Source organism: Micromonospora sp. AB353, from assembly GCF_049538395.1.
In the GTDB taxonomy this organism is placed as follows: Bacteria; Actinomycetota; Actinomycetes; order Mycobacteriales; family Micromonosporaceae; genus Micromonospora; species Micromonospora aurantiaca.
Map to the genome: position 1 here is coordinate 36529 of NZ_JBMVFV010000039.1, position 18079 is coordinate 54607.

The following is an 18079-nucleotide window of genomic DNA, read 5'->3' on the forward strand; positions in this document are numbered from 1 at the left end:
GGCATCACCCGAGGCCGCAGGCGCGGAGCGACTTCTCGTACCCCCGGAAGAACGACTCGCTGCGCTGCTCGGCGGTGCCGTGCGAGCCCTCGGCGAACCACGGCTGGTCCGGGTCGTCGCCGACCGCCAGCAGCCCTTCCCGGAACTCCTCCAGGTCACCGTCCTCCAGTTCCAGCGCCCCGGACCGCACGCTGTCCCCGAGGTACGCCCCGGCCATGCAGTCGGCCTGCAGTTCCTGCTGGATGGTGAAGTTGTAGCGGATGCCGAGGCGCACCTGCATGCCGTGGGCGTACTCGTGGCCGAGCAGGTAGAACAGGAACGCGTCGCCGATCTGCCGGAACGCCGCCACCGACCAGTTCACGTCGTAGGCGATGAAGTCGCCGGCCGAGCAGTAGACCGCGTTGTTGCGCGGCAGGCCCTGCCCGGCGCAGGCCACCTCACCCTCGCGGCTGTAGGCCACCACGCGCCGGATCGGGGTGAACCGCTGACCCGAGGCGCGGAACTGCTCCGCCCAGTAGCGTTCGGCCAGCCGCACCGCGTCCTGGATGTCCTGCTTGAACTCGGCCACGCTCGTCGTGCCGTCCGCGCGGGTGGTCTGCGACTCGGGCTGCGCGCTGCGCGGGGGTGCGGGCTGCTGCGGCTCGCCCTGGTCGTAGCCGCCGGCCATGCAGCCGGCCGCCACCAGCGCGGCCACCACCAGTCCGGCGATCGGCCCGCGCCCCAGACGTCCCGCCCTGTCCCCCACCATGACCTCCCGGCTGTCGTTCCCGTGTCCGGCAGCAGTACCCCCGGCGGCCGCCGGTGATGCTCACCGGCTCTCACGCACCGCCGCCGGGAATCGTTCACCGGCGCACGGGAACGGTACGGTCGGCGTCGTGGACCGGTCGTACGCGGGAATCGTCTACTGGCGACGCAGCCTCTGGAACGGCATGCGGTGCGTACCGGTGCTGCTGACGCTCGACGAGGGCCGGCTGCGCGCCCGCGACCGGCGCGGCGCGGAGGTGTTCGCGGCGCCCGCCGGGCAGGTCGAGGCCCGGGGAACGATCGTCGGCACGATGCTGCTCACCGTCGGCGGCCACCGGTACGCCCTGGTCGGCGTGGGCGCCACCGTCTCACCGGCGCCGAGCGCGGAGCAGCGGCGGCGGCTGGAGGAGTACACGGCCCGCGCCGAGCCGATCCCCGACCTCGCGTCCTGGTGGGAGGTGCTGGCGCGGGCCGGCGTGACGGTGCGCTGACCGGGCTGCGGTCAGTCCAGGCCGCGCATGATGTGCGGCTCGCCGTCGTCGTCGCCGAAGCAGCGGTGCAGCACCTGGGCGCGCGCCCACAGATCCAGGCTGCTCGGCGGCCCGACCGGGCCCGTGCCGGCGGGTCGGGTCAGCACGGGAGCCGGTTCCGGCGGGACCTGCGACGTCACCTCGTCGGTCATGTCCGCCCCTTTCGTCGTACCCATGCTCGTCCGCGGGCGTTTCCGCCACGTCAACGCCGACGGCGGGGCGTGGACGCGGCGCGCCTGACCCACGCCGGCCCGTACTCCGGTGACGGTAGCCCGCCGGGCCGCCGAGCACAGCCGTATTCCCGACGTCGCCGCAGGTAGCGGCCGGTGATCACGCCTGCGGGCCGCCCGGGCCGCAGGCGGCGCAGCAGGTGTCGCCGCGCCAGGCGTCGCGGCCCTCGCGGACCGCGACGACGGCGATCACCAGGGCGGCGACCGGGTCGGCCCAGGACCATCCGAACAGGCCGTTGAGGGCCAGCCCGACGAGCAGGACCACCGAGAGGTACGTGCACAGCAACGTCTGCTTCGAGTCGGCCACCGCCGACCGGGAGCCCAGTTCACGCCCGGCGCGCCGCTGCGCGGCCGACAGCACCGGCATCACGATCACCGAGAGCCCGGCGAGCACCAGCCCGACCGGTGAGTGCGCGGCCTCGGCGCCGCCCAGTAGCGCCCGGACCGCCTCGACGGAGACGTACGCGGCGAGCGCGAAGAACGACACCGCGATGACGCGCAGCGCGACCCGTTCCCGGGCCTGCGGGTCCGGACCGGCGAACTGCCACGCCACCGCCGCCGCGGAGGCCACCTCGATCACCGAGTCCAGACCGAAACCGATCAGGGCGGTCGAGGACGCGACGGTGCCGGCGCTGATCGCCACGACCGCCTCGATGACGTTGTAGGTGATGGTCGCGGCGACCAGCAGGCGTACCCGGCGGGTGAGCAGCGCGCGGCGGTCCGGCGCCGGGCCGGCGGGCGTGGCCGGGATCAGCGGCAGGCTCATCAGCAGCATCCGTCCGCGGCGGCCGGGCAGGCGGCCGGGTCGACAGCGAGCACGACACCGACCAGGTCGCCGAGCGCGTGGGCGAGGCGGGCGTCGGCCAGCTCGTACCGGGTGCGGCGCCCCTCCCGGACGGCCACGACCAGGCCGCAGCCGCGTAGGCAGGCCAGGTGGTTGGACAGGTTCTGCCGGCTGGTGCCGAGCGCCTCGGCCAGTTCGGCCGGGTAGCCGGGCCCGTCGCGCAGGGCGAGCAGCAGCCGGGCGCGCAGCGGGTCGGACAGCGCGTGACCGAAACGGGACAGCGCCTGGGAGTGGTGCAGCGTCCGCATGCCGTGACTGTACAGCGTCCGCTGTATTCACGAAGGGATGTATTGGCTGTCGCCGTACTCGATGCCCTGGCCCTGCGGCCCACGGCCGCGCGGGCCGGCGCTGCCCGCTGCCCTTCACCGGTGCGGACCGAGGCCCGGCTACGGTCTGACACATGACGGTCGTGCGCTCCATCCTGCTGTTCCTGCTCGCCGCGCTCGCCGAGATCGGCGGTGCCTGGCTGGTGTGGCAGGGCTGGCGGGAGAACCGTGGGCTGCTCTGGATCGCCGCCGGTGTGATCGCGCTCGGCGCCTACGGGTTCGTGGCCACGTTCCAGCCGGACGCGAACTTCGGCCGCATCCTCGCCGCCTACGGCGGCGTCTTCGTCGCCGGGTCGCTCGCCTGGGGCATGGTCGTCGACAAGTTCCGGCCCGACCGCTACGACCTCGTCGGCGCGGCCATCTGCCTGGCCGGCGTCGCGGTCATCATGTACGCCCCGCGCGCGAGCTGACGGCGGCGCGAGCGCAGGTGATGAGTTCTCCCGCCCGTACCCGTCACACAGACGACGGCACACGACGAAGCGGGAGGATGACGTGATGGGTGCGGAGACGCGACCGGCGGAGCCGGGCGTACGCGATCTGGCCGAGGTCGACGAACCGGCGTTCACCGGGCTGGCCCAGCGGCACCGGCGGGAGCTGCACGTGCACTGCTACCGGATGCTCGGGTCGTTCGAGGACGCCGAGGACACCGTCCAGGAGACGTTCCTGCGGGCCTGGCGACGGCGGGAGACGTTCGCGGGCCGGTCGACGTTCCGGGCCTGGCTGTACCGGATCGCCACGAACGCCTGCCTGGACCTGCTCGCGAAATGCCGGCCCGAGCCGGCGACCGGCGGTGAGGTGCGGTGGCTCCAGCCGTACCCGGACCGGCTGCTCGACGAGCTGCCCGCCGCCGGCGCGGACGAGCCGGAGACCGTGGCGGTGGCGCGGGAGACGATCGAGCTGGCGTACCTGGTCGCGGTGCAGCACCTGGCACCGCGCCCGCGCGCCGTGCTGATCCTGCGGGACGTGCTCGGCTGGCCCGCGAAGGACGTCGCGGAGCTGCTCGGTGACTCGGTCAACTCGGTGAACAGCGCGTTGCAGCGTGCCCGCGCGGGCATGCGGGAACACCTGCCCGCCCAGCGGCAGGACTGGACCGGCGACGAGACGGACACCCGGACCCGCGAGCTGGTACGCCGCTTCACCGACGCCGCCGTCGCCAAGGACGTCGGCGCGCTCGCCACCATGCTGCGCGACGACGTGCGCTGCTCGATGCCGCCCACCCCCGGCCTGCAGATCGGCCGCGACGCGGTGGTGAGCGACTGGATCGCGGACGGCTTCGAGAGCCTGGGCAGCATGCGAGCAGTGCCCACCGCCGTGAACCGGCAGCCCGCCGTCGCGTTCTACCTCTGGCAGGACAGCGACGGCGCGTACCTGCCGCTCACCGTCGACGCCCTGCGCGTCACCGGCGGGGCGATCACCGAGATCGTCACGTTCCACGCCGACCGGTTTCCGCGGCTCGGGCTGCCCGAGCGCCTGCCCGCCGACCGTACGCCGTAGTGCCCGCGCGGACGCTCGCGCTGCCCGGCGGCGCGCGCGTTCCGGTGGTCGCGGCCCAGTGGCATCACGCGTACGGCGTGGTGACGCGCGGCCGGGTGCAGCTGGAGCTGCACGACGGCAGCCCCGGGCCGGTCCTCGGCCGCGACGCCGGTTTCTGGCTGCGCGGCACCGGCGTACGCGCGCTGCGCAATCCCGGCCGTCGCACCGCGACGGTACGGATCCTCACCCCTCATGAAGACGTTCGGAGGAACGACATGATCAGCAGCACCGACACCGGCGTCGTCTCTCGCCGTGCGCACGGCTTCCGGCGGCTCGCCGTCACCGGTCTGGTCGCCACGCTCGCGGCGGCGGTGGTCACCACGCTCGCGGCCGCGCTCGCCCGGGCCGCCGGTGTGGACTTCGAGATCCCCGACGGTGGCGGCGAGACGATCCCGTTGGGCGGGTTCGCCGTGGTGACCGGATTCTTCTCGCTCGTCGGCGTCGTCATCGCCGCCGTCCTGCTGCGGTTCAGCGCGCGTCCCGCGCGGCGGTTCGTCTGGACGGCGGTGGCGCTGACCGCGCTGTCGATGGTCCCGCCGTTCATCGCCGGTGGCGACGCAGCCACCACTGTCACGCTGGTCGGGCTGCATCTGGTGGCGGCGGCGGTGATGATCCCCGCCCTGACGCGGAGCCTGCGCGCGAGAACCGGCTGACGCCCGCCTCCGGCGGCGAATCGCGGCTCCGGGGTGCCTGCTGTCTCCGGCCGGAGGCACGGTGGTCCGCGAACCTCCCACCAGGCGACGGCTTCGACCGAACGCCTACCATCCCCACCCGTGGAGGGTCTGTTCTGGGTGCCCGTCGTAGCGCTGTGCGGCCTGTTGGGCTGTCTGCTCCCGTGCGCCGTCCTGGCGGCGCTGGCCACGTGGCCGAGGAAGGGCGACCGCGGGTAGCTGCACCCTCGACAGGGAACCGTGATCGGGCGGACCATCCGGCTACTCGGCCGTGACTCCGCGACGGCGGAGGGCCACCTTGGTGCCGCCGAACGCGAGGAGCCAGGGTAAGGCCAGGAAGCCGCCGCAACCGATCACGATCAGCCACAGCGTCTCACTCGGTTCTCCCTGGTGCTCCAGTTCGGGCCAGGTGAAGGCGCTGCCGAGCAGCGACAACGCGTAGAACAGGACGATCACGATCGTGACAGCCGTACCGATCCGGCGGCTGAGCCCGATGCCCGCGGCGCAGAGAAACCCGAGCCCGGACATGAGAATGGGGGCGAAGTACATGCCGGACAGGACGACGAAGGTGGAGTAAGTCGCGCCGGGGTCGAGATCCGAGTCCGCGAGCCGTGGCGGGCCGGCTCCGACCGCGTGGACGACAGCGGAGAGGGCGGAGATCACCACTTCGGACTCCTCGCATCGGGACGCTCGCACGCCATGAGGACCGATCCCTCAGTTCGACGGATCGAGAGCTGTGGACCCGTCCGGAGAATCTCATGTGATCCACAGGGTTCGATCGAGAACACTCGGGCACTTCGATACGGACCATACGCCGGGCGCCCCCAGTCGGCGCCCGGCGCCACGTACGACCGAGAGGTGACACCATGACCTTCCGCGCCAGGCTCGTCGGAGCCGCACTCGCCGGGACGCTCGCCGCCGGTGCATCGGCACTGGCTGGGGCCTCCGCGGCCAGCGCGCAGGCCGAACCCTGCGTTCAGCGCATCGCCGTGGTGAACAACGCCGCCTTCGTGATGTCCTTCAGCGTTCAGGCGAGCAACGGCCTGGAGACGGCGAACACCGACACCTACCCGATCAACCAGTCGCGGACGATCGATCTCACCACCACCGCGCTGCCCGTCGGGTCCGATGTCCGGCCGGTGGTCGACGCGGTGGCCGGGGCGCAACGCACTCCGAGCAGCTTCGTGTCGTACTGCGAGAACGGGCAGACCGCGACGTACTCGGTGACCGGGACGACGTACGACTACTCGGTCACGCTGATCGGCTGACCGACGCGCCTACCTTCGGGGCGTCCGCCATTCCGGCGGACGCCCCGCGCTCGTCAGTGGCTACACGAGTAACCGGTGGGCGCCGACGGTGGACGAGTCGTCCCATCACGCGTCGTCAGACCGGGCCACCGAACGCCAGGCGTCGAAGGCCCAATCGAGGTCGGCCGTGTCCGCACCGGCGAAGACCGTTTCCAGGTACGCGCCGTCGACGAAGGTGAAGCCGTAGAGCTCGAAACCGTCGTCACGGTGGTAGAGCCAGGCGGCGCGATGCCCCACCCCGTCTCTGCCGCCCTCCCCCACTTTGGCTGTCGGGTTCGGTGGCATCTCGGCATCGAGCGAGGCGATGATGTCGGCTCCGTCGGCACACCGCCACGACGGTCCCTGGACCGGCCCGCATCGCCCGGCCGGGCACGTGCCACCTGGTAACACCGTCATCGGTGGTCTCCCGCGTCCAGGAGCCGGACAGCTCGACCGACCAACCGTCGCCCAGAGACCGCCGCACGTCCCACGTGTCACCGACGGCCGACCTTCCGTGTGGTGACCTCATCGCTGCAGATCAAGCGTTGCTGGGGCTGGAGATGCCGCGTCTTGCGAAGGACACCGCGACCTCGTCGAAGACACCGCAGGCAAGCTCGAAGCCGCCGGCGCGCTCGGCGTAGTGGACGATCAGCCTCGTCGGCGGAAGATGCGCATCGACAGGAAACCCGGGATCCACCTGCGCGTCACGCCTACCCTCTCTTTCGGACGGGCCTCGATGCGACGCTGGGAGATCCGTGTGACGACCATGGCACCCTCTTCTGAGATGCCTGACGAGCGGATCCGCACCTCTGCCACGACACCGTCGCCGGAGACGGTGACCTGCCAACCATCCGGCGTAGGCCGGCAGTCAACACTCAGCACGGCGTCGCTGGGCAGGTGGATCCGCGTCCGCACGACAGTCCTGGCGACAAGCGATGCGTCAGCCTTCAACTCGGGTGATGCGGGGGGACGTCCCTCCCGTCGAGAGAGACGGCTCAGTGCTCCCTTGAGCGCATCATAGGCGGCGTTGCCCACAACTCCGGCAGCCATCGCTGCCCCGAACCAGGTGGCCACGTCGCCCGGGTTCGGGGCACTTCCGACCACCGTGGAGGAATCGAACGGAGGCGGAGCACCGCTCCGACGGCCGCGGTCAGCGGAGAGTGGATCTGCATCAACTGGTCGCGGAGCATCGTTACCACTCATTCATCAAGGCTACTGGCGGGAACCCGTGGCGGTATGCCCGTGAGCCGCAGCGGAGGCAACGGTTGCAGGTGTGCGTCGCACCTCAGCTGTCGGATCCAGCTGACGGGTCACACGATCAATCAGGGACGGCTACGTCCTTGCCTGCGTGAGGAACGTTCGGGCGGCCAGCTCGCCGGAACGGCTGCGGGCCCACACCGCCCACCGGGCTCCGGAGCCGGGGAACACGGCGGCGAACGTCTTCCAGATGTGCAGCCGGAAACCGTCCTGCTCCCACCAGCGCTCGGTGTACCCGGAGGCCTCGGGTATCGGGGTGAGGCGCGCGGCGTGCGCCTCGACCGCCGCCAGGCCTGGCGCGTCGTCGAGCGACACCGGGATCCAGGTGGCGCATTCCTGGTAGAGCGCCTCGGCTTCGAGCATCGCGTCGACGCCGGGGAAGACGGGCACCGCCGGCGCTGAGTGCGGGCCCGTGAAGCAGTAGACGACCGCGCCGTCCCCGCGCAGCCATACCGCGTACGGGTGCGCGGTGTCGTGCGCGATGAGGTCGGCCATCGCCTCCCGGTCCTCGGGGCCGTAGTCGTCCGCCTCCCACGGGACCGGTACGAGCGTGACGGTCTCTTCGAACGACCAAGCGACACTGCGGTACCGCAGACCCCCGTACCGGGCCGCGGCGCGCCGGAACAGGGTCAGCGTTGCCTGGACGTCGACGCCTGGCAGACGGCTCGACAGCAGCGGCAGCTCGTCGGTCGTGGGCCAGTGCGACACGTCGAGCGACGTTCGTTCGGCGGCGTGTCGGAGGAAGCGGACGGCTCTCGGCGACAACCCCGACGGATCATCCAGGACGTGATGCATGACTCCATGATCGAGGACACCCGGCAGAACCGCGTGCACGTCCGACGCCACCCGTACGCCTCGGTCCTGTTCGACGCCGGGCACGTCACTTGGCGTTGAAGTAGTTCGCCTCCGGGTGGTGCACCACGATCGCGTCGGTGGCCTGCTCCGGCACCAACTGGAACTCCTCCGACAACTGCACCCCGATCCGCTCGGCGCCCAGCAACTCCACGATCTTCGCCCGGTCCTCCAGGTCCGGGCAGGCCGGGTAGCCGAACGCGTACCGGCAGCCCCGATAGTCGGTGCGCAGCAGGCCGGCCAGGTCGGCCGGGTCGTCGTCGGCGACCGTGCCGCCGCCGGGCAGCACCAGCTCGGCCCGGATCCGCCGGTGCCAGTACTCCGCGAGCGCCTCGGTGAGCTGCACGGACAGGCCGTGGACCTCCAGGTAGTCGCGGTACTCGTTGCCGGCGAACATCTTCGCCGTGTACTCGCTGATCGGCTGCCCGACGGTGACCAGCTGCAACGCCACCACGTCGAGCTGGTCGCCCTGGGGCCGGAAGAAGTCGGCCAGGCACAGCCGCCGCTCCTGCCGCTGCCGCGGGAAGGAGAAGCGGGCCCGCTCGCTGTGCCCGTTCTCGTCCAGCACCACCAGGTCGTTGCCCTCGGAGTACGCCGGGAAGTAGCCGTACACCACGGCCGCCTCCAGCACCTGGTCGGAGATCAGGCGGTCCAGCCAGTACCGCAGCCGGGGCCGGCCCTCGGTCTCCACCAGTTCCTCGTACGACGGGCCCTTGCCGCCGCGTGCGCCGCGCAGCCCCCACTGGCCCAGGAACGTGGCCCGCTCGTCGAGCAGCGCCGCGTAGTCGGCCAGCGGCACGCCCTTGACGACGCGGGTGCCGAAGAACGGCGGCTTCGGCACCGTCACGTCGGCCGCCACGTCGGAGCGGACCGACGCGTCGTCCAGTTCGGGCAGCGCCTCGCGGACCTGCGCCCGCTGCCGTTCGCGGCGCTCCCGGCGGGCGGCCAGCGCCGCCTCCCGCTCCGGGTCGATCACCGGAGCGCCACCGCGCTTGGCCGCCATCACCCGGTCCATCAGGGACAGCCCCTCGAACGCGTCGCGCGCGTAGTGCACCTGGCCCGGGTAGATCGACCGCAGGTCGTCCTCCACGTACGCGCGGGTCAGCGCCGCGCCGCCGAGCAGCACCGGCCAGCGCTCGGCCACGCCCCGAGAGGCCATCTCGGCCAGGTTCTCCTTCATGATGACTGTGCTCTTGACCAGCAGGCCGGACATGCCGATCGCGTCGGCCCGGTGCTCCTCGGCGGCGTCGAGGATCGCGTTGATCGGCTGCTTGATGCCGATGTTCACCACGTCGTAGCCGTTGTTGGACAGGATGATGTCGACCAGGTTCTTGCCGATGTCGTGCACGTCGCCCTTGACCGTGGCGAGCACGATGCGACCCTTGCCGTCGTCGTCGGTCTTCTCCATGTGCGGCTCCAGGTACGCCACCGCGGTCTTCATCACCTCGGCGGACTGGAGCACGAACGGCAACTGCATCTGACCGGAGCCGAACAGCTCGCCGACCACCTTCATGCCGTCCAGGAGCAGGTCGTTGATGATGGACAGCGGCGTACGCCCCTGCGCCATCGCGGTGTCCAGGTCGGCCTCCAGGCCGTTGCGCTCGCCGTCGATGATCCGCCGCTTGAGCCGCTCGTCCAGTGGCAGCGCGGCCAGTTCCTCGGCCCGGGTGGCGCGCGCCGACGCCGCGTCCACGCCCTCGAACGCCTCGATGAACCGCTGCACCGGGTCGTAGCCCTCGCGGCGCCGGTCGTAGACCAGGTCGAGCGCCACCTCACGCTGCTCGTCCGGGATCCGCGACATCGGCAGGATCTTGCTGGCGTGCACGATCGCCGAGGTCAGCCCGGCCTGGGCGCACTCGTGCAGGAACACCGAGTTGAGCACCTGCCGGGCCGCCGGGTTGAGGCCGAACGAGACGTTCGAGATGCCGGCGGTGAAGTTGACCCCCGGGTAGCGCGCGGCGATCTCCCGGATCGCCTCGATCGTCTCGATGCCGTCGCGCCGGGTCTCCTCCTGCCCGGTGGCGATCGGGAACGTCAGCGCGTCGATGAGGATGTCCTCCCGGCGCATCCCCCACCGGCCGGTCAGGTCGTCGATCAGCCGGCAGGCCACCCGTACCTTCCACTCGCGGGTGCGGGCCTGGCCCTCCTCGTCGATGAGCAGCGCCACGACGGCGGCGCCGTGCTCCCGGACCACCGGCATGATCCGCGCATAGCGCGACTCGGGGCCGTCGCCGTCCTCGAAGTTCACCGAGTTGACCACGCACCGGCCGCCGAGCATCTCCAGCCCGGCCTCGATCACCGCCGGCTCGGTGGAGTCCAGCACGATCGGCAACGTCGAGGCGGTGGCGAACCGGCCGGCCAGCTCCCGCATGTCCTGCGTACCGTCACGGCCCACGTAGTCGACGCAGAGGTCCAGCAGGTGCGAGCCGTCGCGGGCCTGGCTGCGGGCGACCTCCACGCAGGCCTGCCAGTCCCCGGCGAGCATGGACTCGCGGAACGCCTTCGAGCCGTTGGCGTTGGTCCGCTCCCCCACCATCAGGATGCTGGCGTCCTGGGCGAACGGCACATGGTGGTAGATCGAGGAGACCCCGGCCTCCGGCTTCGGCTCCCGCGCCACCGGCGCCCGCCCGCCCAGCCGCTCCACCAGCACCCGGATGTGCTCCGGGGTGGTGCCGCAGCAGCCGCCGATCAGGGCCACGCCGTAGTCGGTGACGAACTGCTCCAGCGCGTCGGCCAGCTCGTCCGGGCTGAGCGGGAAGTACGCCCCGTCGGCGGTCAGCACCGGCAGGCCCGCGTTCGGCATCACCGAGATCGGGATACGTGAGTGCTGCGCCAGGTAACGCAGGTGCTCGCCCATCTCCGCCGGGCCGGTGGAGCAGTTCAGCCCGATCAGGTCGACACCGAGCGGCTCGATCGCGGTCAGCGCGGCGCCGATCTCACTCCCAAGCAGCATGGTGCCGGTGGTCTCCACCGCCACCTGGCAGATGATCGGGACGTCCCGGCCGGCCTCGGCGCGGGCCCGCTTCGACCCGACCACCGCCGCCTTGACCTGGAGCAGGTCCTGGCAGGTCTCGATGATCAGCGCGTCCGCGCCGCCGGCGATCAGGCCGGCGGCGTTCTCCTGGTACGCGTCACGCAGCGAGGCGTAGCTCGCGTGTCCGAGTGTGGGCAGCTTGGTGCCCGGGCCCATCGAGCCGAGCACGAAGCGGGGGTGCTCCGGCGTCGCGTACGCGTCGGCTGCCTCCCGCGCGATCCGCGCGCCCGCCTCGGACAGCTCCCGGATGCGGCCGGGGATGCCGTACTCGGCGAGGTTGGGCAGGTTGGCGCCGAAGGTGTTGGTCTCCACGCAGTCCGCGCCGGCGGCCAGGTAGGCGTCGTGCACGCCGCGGACCACGTCCGGCCGGGTCACGTTGAGGATTTCGTTGCAGCCTTCGAGTCCGTCGAAGTCGTCGAGGGTGAGGTCGGCAGCCTGGAGCATCGTCCCCATCGCGCCGTCCGCGATCAGGATCCGATCCGCCAGCAGGTCACGCAACGAGATAGACACATGCTCCAGGGTAGTGCGCCCGAGTGCGGCAGAGTCACCCGAACCGGGCCTTCCCACATTCTGCCCACCGGGCCGTCGTACCCCTTTCCGCCGGTTCGCCCGGGTGGTCCGGCCCGGCGACCGGCGCGGCCGACGGGCCGGCCCTCGCGGGGACACGTAGGCTGACGGACGTGAAGGACAACAGGGGTGCGACAGTGCGACCGGGCGGCGCCGCGCCCGACGAGCAGGGTGAGGTGACGGCGTGACCGAGTTCGACGGGCTGCCGGTACTGCGCTCGCCGGTCGCCATCGCGGCCTTCGAGGGCTGGAACGACGCCGCCGACGCCTCCACCGCCGCCGTGGAACACCTGGAGCAGGTCTGGCAGGCCCGGCAGGTGACCGAGCTGGACCCGGAGGACTTCTACGACTTCCAGGTGAGCCGGCCGACGATCACCATGGCCGACGGGGAGACCCGGCGCGTCGAGTGGCCCACCACGCGATTCATGGTGGCCAGTCCGGAGGGCACCGAGCGCGACGTGGTGCTGATCCGCGGCATCGAGCCGAGCATGCGCTGGCGGACGTTCTGCGAGCAGGTGCTGGAGATCTGCCACAGCCTGGAGGTCGAGCGGGTGGTGCTGCTCGGCGCGTTGCTGGCCGACGTGCCGTACACCCGGCCGCTGCCGATCAGCGGCAGCGCGTCGGACGCCGACGCGGCCAAGCGCTACCAGCTGACCCCCACCCGGTACGACGGGCCGACCGGCATCGTCGGCGTGCTGCACGACGCGTGCACCCGGGCCGAGGTCGACGCGGTGTCGTTCTGGGTGCACGTGCCGCACTACGCCAACAACCCGCCCTGCCCGAAGGCCACCCTCGCGCTGCTGCACCGGGTCGAGGAGGTGCTCGACCTGCCGGTGCCGATGGCCGACCTGGCCGAGGAGGCAGCCGAGTGGGAGCAGCGGGTGCGCAGCGCCGCCGAGCAGGACGCCGAACTCGGTGAGTACGTGCGTGAGCTGGAGGAACGCGTGGGCGACGCCGGCATCACCCCGTTGACCGGGGACGAGATCGCCCAGGAGTTCGAGAAGTACCTGCGTCGTCGCGGTGGTTCCGCCGGGCCGACAGCGGGTTCCTGGTAGTTCTCCCGCTTCGCTGAAGCCGGGCCTCGGATCGGGGGCCCGGCTTCTTCGTGTCCGGGGTGGCGCCGTCACACCCTCTAGGGCATCCTAGGAACCTAGCTGTTCTGAGGAGGTCCGGATGCAGATCAACCCGGGCGCGGCCGAGTTCCCGCACCGGCAGATCGCCGCGCAGCTCAAGGCCCAGGTGCGCCGCGGCGACTGGGGGCCCGGCGAGCGGCTGCCGTCCATCCCGGCCATAGCCGAGATGTTCGGCGTCGCGAAGCAGACCGTGCAGCGCGCCGTCGACCAGCTACGGGTCGAGGGCATCCTGATCACCAAACCCGGCTCCGGTACGTACGTCCGAGGCACCCGGCGCCGCCTCAACCGTCTGTCCCGGGGCCGGTACGGCGGCTTCCGCGGCTACCACACCGACCTGGCCGCCCGGTACCGCCAGCAGCTCGTCTCGGTCGGCCGCTCCCCCGCCCCGGCCGAGGTGGCCGACGCGTTCGGCGTCGCCGACGGCACCGAGCTGCTCTGCCGGCGGCACCTGGTACGCACCGACGACTCCCCGGTCGAGGTCGGCGCGTCCTGGTTCCTGCCCGCCGACACCGCCGGCACGTCACTGGAGCGGGCCGAGGCGTTCGGCCGGCCGCTCTACCAGGAGGCGGAGGAGGTCACCGGCCGGCGGTACGTCACCGCCACCGACACGATCAGCGCGCGTCAACCCAGCCGGGAGGAGGCGGAGATCCTCCAGATCCGCCCGGACACGCCGGTGCTGCACCTGCTGCACGTCGCGTACGACGAGCGGCACAAGCCGATCGAGGTCGCGCAGGCCACCTGGCCCGGTCCGATGACCACGCTGACCGAGGAGTACAAGATCCCCGCCCCCGCTCCCGACCAGGACCCCGACCCCGGCCTGGTCCTGGGCTGACCCCCCGGCTCGGCCCGGCTCGGCCCGGCCCGGCTCGGCCCGGCTCGGCCCGGCCCGGCTCGGCGATCTTGCACTCTCCGCCCGGACAGACGGGGCATTCACGACACTCCGACGGCCACAAGTGCAAGATCGACGCGTGTGAAGGTGGGGAGCGCGGGGGAAGGGTGGGGCTAGAGGGCGATGCCGAGGAGGGCGTCGACGGTTTCGGCGAACAGCTTCGGGGCGGTCGGGTCGTCGGTGACGCCGTTGAGGGCTCCGTCGGCCCAGCGGTCGGCTGCCGCCAGGGCACCCGGCGTGTCCAGGTCGTCGGCCAGGCGCTCGCGTACCTCGGCCAGCAACGCCGCCCCCGACGGCCCGGCCGGCGCGGCGGCGGCCCGCCGCCAGCGGCCCAGCCGCTCCTGCGCCTCGGTGAGCAGCTCGTCGGTCCAGGAGCGGTCGCTGCGGTAGTGCCCGCTCATCAGCGCCAGCCGGACCGCCATCGGGTCGACCTTGTCGGCCCGCAGCCGGGACACGAAGACCAGGTTGCCCTGGGACTTCGACATCTTCTCGCCGTCCAGGCCGATCATGCCGGCGTGCACGTAGTGGTCGGCGAAGGGCGCCTCGCCGGTCAGCCGCTCGGCGTGCGCCGCGGAGCACTCGTGGTGCGGGAAGATCAGGTCGTTGCCGCCGCCCTGCACGTCGATCCGGTCGCCGAGCAGGTTCAGCGCGATGACCGTGCACTCGATGTGCCAGCCGGGACGGCCCGCGCCCAGCTCGCCGCCGGGCCAGGACGGCTCGCCCTCGCGGGCGCCGCGCCACAGCAGCGGGTCGAGCGGGTCGCGCTTGCCGGCGCGTTCCGGGTCGCCGCCGCGCTCGGCGAACAGCTCGATCATCTGCTCCCGGGACAGGTTCGACTCGTAGCCGAACCGGGGCGCGGCGGAGACGTCGAAGTAGACGTCGCCGGTGCCGTCCTCGAGCCGGTACGCCGCACCGTCCTTGAGCAGCACCAGCACCTTCTCGGCGATGTCCGGGATCGACTCGACAGCGCCGACGTAGTGCGCCGGCGGGATCATCCGCAGCGCCTCCATGTCCTCGCGGAACAGCGCGGTCTCCCGCATGGCCAGGACCTTCCAGTCCTCGCCGTCGCGCTCGGCGCGCTCCAGCAGCGGGTCGTCGATGTCGGTGACGTTCTGCACGTACCGCACGTCCAGGCCGGCGTCGCGCCACATCCGCTGCACCAGATCGAACGTGATCATGGTGGCGGCGTGCCCGAGGTGCGTCGCGTCGTACGGGGTGATGCCGCAGACGTACATCGAGGCCGCGCCCTCGGGCCGGCTGGGATGGGCGCCCTGCCGCGCCGAGTCGTACAACCTCAGCGACACGCCCTCGCCGGGCAGCCGTGGCACGTCATGTCCCGCCCAAGACTCCATGACCGCCAGCCTAACGATCCGTCAGACGCTCGGGTGCCGCCCCACAGGTGATCAACGCGACAGCAGCTCACATCGGTGGCCAGGGCATCGCCGGCCACTCCTGCGGCGGCAGCGGGAACCGGCCGCTCTCGCCCAGCCGCTCGACCCGTTCCGCCAGCGCGGCCAGTTCGCCGATGGTCAGGTGCTCGGCAAGCTCCTCGCCGAGCGGTCCGCGTAGCTGCCCGGCCAGGCCGTCGAGCATCTCCACCGCGTCCGGCGGCAGCTCGCGGCCGGCCCAGCCCCACAGCACCGTACGCAGCTTCTCCTCGACGTGGAAGCTCACGCCGTGGTCGACGCCGTAGATCCGGTCGTCCGGGCCGACGAGGACGTGCCCGCCCTTGCGGTCCGCGTTGTTGATGATCGCGTCGAGCACGACGAGCCGGGCCAGGCGGGGGTCGTCGGCGTGCGCCAGCGCGTACGCCGCCCCGTCGTCGTCGCGGGCCGCGGCCACCGGGAACCAGCGCGGCGGGATCTCCCGCGCCGGCACGAACCCGACGAGCGGCTCGGCGTCGTCCGGCTCGTCGATCCAGAGCTGGCACGAGCCGGGACCGAACGGGCCGTCGCGCAGCACCGTGGGAGGCACCAGGCCCCAGCCGGTGGCCCGGGACACCAGGTAGGCGGACACCTCCCGGCCGGCGAGCGTGCCGTCCGGGAAGTCCCAGAGCGGGCGCTCCCCGCGTACCGGCTTGTAGACGCAGTGCGCGCTCACGTCGCCGAGCGCGATCACGCCGCGCAGCGTCGCGTTGGAGGCGTCGACGAGCCGCCCCTCCAGGGTCAGCTCACCGTCGGCGAGCAGCCGCAGCGCCTCGGCGCCGTCCTGTCGGGGCTGCAGTTCCGACGAGGTCACCGGTGATAGCCGTTGTGCCGGGGACAGAGGTGACCGGCCGGGTCGAGCGGTTGGCCGCACAGCGGGCAGGGAGGCCGGCCGGCGTTGACGACGCGCTTGGCGCGTTCGATGAACTCGCGGGTCGCCTCCGGGGTCAGCCGCACCCGCAGGCGGTCGAGGTCGTCGTCCGGCTCGTCCGGATCCTCGTCGGCGTCGTCGTCCGCGTCGCCCAGCTCGACCTCGACCTCCGCCTCGCCGACGGCGATCGCCTCGATCACCACGGTGGCGGTGTCCACGTCGAAGGCCAGGCCCAGCGTGCCGACCCGGAACTCCTCGTCCACAGGCGTGTCGAGCGGCTCGTTGTCACCGGTCACGGTGGTGACCGGCTCCGGGAGCTTCACGCCGAAGCGGCGCTGCGCCTCGGCGAGCAGTTCCTCCAGCTTCTCGGCGAGCAACGACACCTGGACCTTCTCCAGCGACACGCTGACCAGCCGGCCGCCGCCGCGCGCCTGGAGGAAGAACGTGCGCTCCCCCGGCGGGCCGACCGTACCGGCGACGAACCGCTCCGGCGGCTCGAAGGCGTGCACCTGGTGCGTCATACCCACGACCCTATCCGGCGTGTGGAAGCACCGCGCAGCCCACCGACGCCGAATCCGCCCAGAGCGAACGCACCGCGTACGCCTGCCTCACCCGGCCGCGCCCGCGCCCCCGCCGACCGCCGCGTCGGACTCGGCCGCCCGCGCCGGTCGCCGGCGCCGCTTGCGCGGCGGCGGGACCAGCGCCGACAGGTCACCGCCGGTGTCGTTGAGGCGGACCAGGAACGGCCGCAACGGGGTGTAGCGGATCGCCGTCACCGACGCCGGGTCGGCCACGATCCGCTGGAAGAGATCAAGGTGTACGCCGAGCGCGTCCGCCACGATCGCCTTGATCACGTCGCCGTGGCTGCACGCCAGCCAGATCGCCTCCGGCCCGTGCTCGGCGGTGACCCGCGCGTCCCACTCCCGTACCGCGGCGACCGCGCGCGCGGACATCGCCGCCATCGACTCCCCCTGCGGGAACGCGGCGGCGCTCGGGTGCTGCTGCACCACCGGCCAGAGAGGCTCCTTCGCCAGCTTCTTCAGCGACTGCCCCTCCCAGTCGCCGTACCCGCACTCGATCAGCCCGTCCTCGACCGCCGGCTCGGCGCCGGGAAGCGCCAGGTCGAGGGTCTGCCGGCAGCGGATGAGCGGGCTGGTCACCACCGCCGCCAGCGGCAGCCCGGCGAGGCGCGCGCCGACCGCTGTGGCCTGCGCCCGGCCGGTGTCGTCCAGCTCCACCGGTTGCCGTCCGGCCAGGCCGCCGTCGGCGTTCGCGGTGGTCCGGCCGTGTCGCAGAAGCAGAAGGGTCGCCACGCTGACCACCCTAGGCGGTACGCCCCCCGATGATCGTCCCGCAACGACAGCCCGTTCCCGGCCGTTCCCGGCTCCCGGCCCGCCTCCGCCCCCTTCGGCGTCGATCATGAGGTTGACCTGGACGAATCGGACACCGATCCCGGCCAACTTCATGATCGGCTGATGGAAGCGTCCCGTGGGCGACGCCCGGGCCGCGCGCGCCGGGTTCAGGTGCGTGACCCGGGCGAGATCTTGGAAGGTTTGGGCCCCTCTGGGGGCCTTTTCGTACCAAGATCTCCCCGCCGACCGCGGGATGGACGCCGGACGCCCCGCTCCGGCCGGGCTCGCGCCACCAGTCCCGCCCTCGCGGCCCCACCCGCAGGGCCGATCATGAGGTTGGCGGAGACAAATCGGACAGACGATGCCGCTAAGTTCATGATCGACGCGGCGGGACGCGGGCAGGCGCGACGCGGGCGGGCGGGACGTCGGTGGCGGGGACATTGCGGGCTCGGCGGGAGGGGGCCGGGTCCGGGCTGCGTCGGGTGTCCGGTTTCGGGGTGGTCGGGGACACCCCTGCGGCGGAATCGGGGACCGGGC

Annotated in this window: 19 protein-coding genes; 7 read left to right on the top strand and 12 right to left on the bottom strand. The window is 72.2% G+C overall.

Annotation, left to right across the window (positions count from 1 at the left end):
• Nucleotides 1-4 precede the first annotated feature (4 nt).
• Entirely contained in the window at nucleotides 5-745 is a 741-nt protein-coding gene (locus tag ACPCK6_RS17500; protein WP_423481653.1) for a neutral zinc metallopeptidase, read from the bottom strand.
• Between the two features lie 130 nt (nucleotides 746-875).
• Here ACPCK6_RS17500 and ACPCK6_RS17505 point away from each other — a divergent pair, with 130 nt between their 5' ends.
• Nucleotides 876-1235, top strand: coding sequence for a hypothetical protein (locus ACPCK6_RS17505; protein WP_423481641.1), 360 nt, complete (start codon nucleotides 876-878; stop codon nucleotides 1233-1235).
• 11 nt (nucleotides 1236-1246) lie between these two features.
• On the opposite strand, the gene ACPCK6_RS17510 is transcribed toward ACPCK6_RS17505, so the two are convergent.
• The 3 genes from ACPCK6_RS17510 to ACPCK6_RS17520 form a co-directional block, all read right to left on the bottom strand.
• Nucleotides 1247-1426 (bottom strand): hypothetical protein, encoded by a 180-nt coding sequence (locus ACPCK6_RS17510; protein WP_262016172.1) that lies wholly within the window; start codon nucleotides 1424-1426, stop codon nucleotides 1247-1249.
• A 178-nt stretch (nucleotides 1427-1604) separates the two neighbouring features.
• Nucleotides 1605-2270 carry a cation efflux transmembrane domain-containing protein gene (locus tag ACPCK6_RS17515; protein WP_423481642.1) on the bottom strand — a complete coding sequence of 222 codons (666 nt, stop codon included), beginning with the start codon at nucleotides 2268-2270 and terminating at the stop codon, nucleotides 1605-1607.
• Nucleotides 2270-2596: an ArsR/SmtB family transcription factor gene (locus ACPCK6_RS17520; RefSeq protein ID WP_423481643.1), complete on the bottom strand. Its 327-nt coding sequence runs from the start codon at nucleotides 2594-2596 to the stop codon at nucleotides 2270-2272. The genes ACPCK6_RS17515 and ACPCK6_RS17520 overlap by 1 nt, the downstream gene beginning before the upstream one ends.
• Nucleotides 2597-2748: 152 nt before the next feature.
• On the opposite strand from ACPCK6_RS17520, the gene ACPCK6_RS17525 reads away from it, so the two are divergent.
• From ACPCK6_RS17525 to ACPCK6_RS17535, 3 genes are all read left to right on the top strand, one after another.
• Nucleotides 2749-3084: a YnfA family protein gene (locus ACPCK6_RS17525; RefSeq protein ID WP_396883252.1), complete on the top strand. Its 336-nt coding sequence runs from the start codon at nucleotides 2749-2751 to the stop codon at nucleotides 3082-3084.
• A gap of 85 nt (nucleotides 3085-3169) precedes the next feature.
• Nucleotides 3170-4168 carry an RNA polymerase subunit sigma-70 gene (locus ACPCK6_RS17530; protein WP_423481644.1) on the top strand — a complete coding sequence of 333 codons (999 nt, stop codon included), beginning with the start codon at nucleotides 3170-3172 and terminating at the stop codon, nucleotides 4166-4168.
• Nucleotides 4168-4860, top strand: a complete 693-nt coding sequence (locus ACPCK6_RS17535; protein ID WP_423481645.1) for a DUF6069 family protein — start codon at nucleotides 4168-4170, stop codon at nucleotides 4858-4860. Before ACPCK6_RS17530 ends, ACPCK6_RS17535 begins: the two co-directional genes overlap by 1 nt.
• Nucleotides 4861-5139: 279 nt before the next feature.
• Here ACPCK6_RS17535 and ACPCK6_RS17540 read toward each other — a convergent pair whose 3' ends face one another.
• Nucleotides 5140-5544 carry a hypothetical protein gene (locus tag ACPCK6_RS17540; protein WP_423481646.1) on the bottom strand — a complete coding sequence of 135 codons (405 nt, stop codon included), beginning with the start codon at nucleotides 5542-5544 and terminating at the stop codon, nucleotides 5140-5142.
• 200 nt (nucleotides 5545-5744) lie between these two features.
• Between ACPCK6_RS17540 and ACPCK6_RS17545 the strand changes: the two genes are divergently transcribed.
• Complete coding sequence (locus tag ACPCK6_RS17545) at nucleotides 5745-6146, top strand: hypothetical protein (protein WP_260041547.1); 402 nt, start codon at nucleotides 5745-5747, stop codon at nucleotides 6144-6146.
• Nucleotides 6147-6251: 105 nt separating this feature from the next.
• Here the strand turns inward: ACPCK6_RS17545 and ACPCK6_RS17550 are convergent, their stop codons facing one another.
• The 3 genes from ACPCK6_RS17550 to metH form a co-directional block, all read right to left on the bottom strand.
• Nucleotides 6252-6581, bottom strand: coding sequence for a hypothetical protein (locus ACPCK6_RS17550; RefSeq protein ID WP_423481647.1), 330 nt, complete (start codon nucleotides 6579-6581; stop codon nucleotides 6252-6254).
• Between the two features lie 915 nt (nucleotides 6582-7496).
• A complete protein-coding gene (locus ACPCK6_RS17555) occupies nucleotides 7497-8129 on the bottom strand; it encodes a hypothetical protein (RefSeq protein WP_423481648.1) in 633 nt (210 codons plus the stop codon).
• A 172-nt stretch (nucleotides 8130-8301) separates the two neighbouring features.
• On the bottom strand, nucleotides 8302-11817 hold the full coding sequence (metH, locus tag ACPCK6_RS17560; protein WP_423481649.1) for a methionine synthase: 3516 nt from the start codon (nucleotides 11815-11817) through the stop codon (nucleotides 8302-8304).
• A 241-nt stretch (nucleotides 11818-12058) separates the two neighbouring features.
• On the opposite strand from metH, the gene ACPCK6_RS17565 reads away from it, so the two are divergent.
• Together ACPCK6_RS17565 and ACPCK6_RS17570 are read left to right on the top strand one after the other, a co-directional pair.
• Nucleotides 12059-12928, top strand: coding sequence for a PAC2 family protein (locus ACPCK6_RS17565; RefSeq protein WP_030504102.1), 870 nt, complete (start codon nucleotides 12059-12061; stop codon nucleotides 12926-12928).
• A 118-nt stretch (nucleotides 12929-13046) separates the two neighbouring features.
• Entirely contained in the window at nucleotides 13047-13838 is a 792-nt protein-coding gene (locus tag ACPCK6_RS17570; RefSeq protein WP_030504101.1) for a GntR family transcriptional regulator, read from the top strand.
• Nucleotides 13839-14008: 170 nt separating this feature from the next.
• Here ACPCK6_RS17570 and mshC read toward each other — a convergent pair whose 3' ends face one another.
• From mshC to ACPCK6_RS17590, 4 genes are all read right to left on the bottom strand, one after another.
• Nucleotides 14009-15247, bottom strand: coding sequence for a cysteine--1-D-myo-inosityl 2-amino-2-deoxy-alpha-D-glucopyranoside ligase (gene mshC / locus ACPCK6_RS17575; protein WP_423481650.1), 1239 nt, complete (start codon nucleotides 15245-15247; stop codon nucleotides 14009-14011).
• 67 nt (nucleotides 15248-15314) lie between these two features.
• Nucleotides 15315-16133, bottom strand: coding sequence for an Rv2133c family protein (locus ACPCK6_RS17580; RefSeq protein WP_423481651.1), 819 nt, complete (start codon nucleotides 16131-16133; stop codon nucleotides 15315-15317).
• Complete coding sequence (locus tag ACPCK6_RS17585; protein WP_013286077.1) at nucleotides 16130-16711, bottom strand: Rv2134c family protein; 582 nt, start codon at nucleotides 16709-16711, stop codon at nucleotides 16130-16132. Before ACPCK6_RS17585 ends, ACPCK6_RS17580 begins: the two co-directional genes overlap by 4 nt.
• An 87-nt stretch (nucleotides 16712-16798) precedes the next feature.
• Complete coding sequence (locus ACPCK6_RS17590) at nucleotides 16799-17512, bottom strand: histidine phosphatase family protein (RefSeq protein ID WP_423481652.1); 714 nt, start codon at nucleotides 17510-17512, stop codon at nucleotides 16799-16801.
• Nucleotides 17513-18079: the final 567 nt, after the last annotated feature.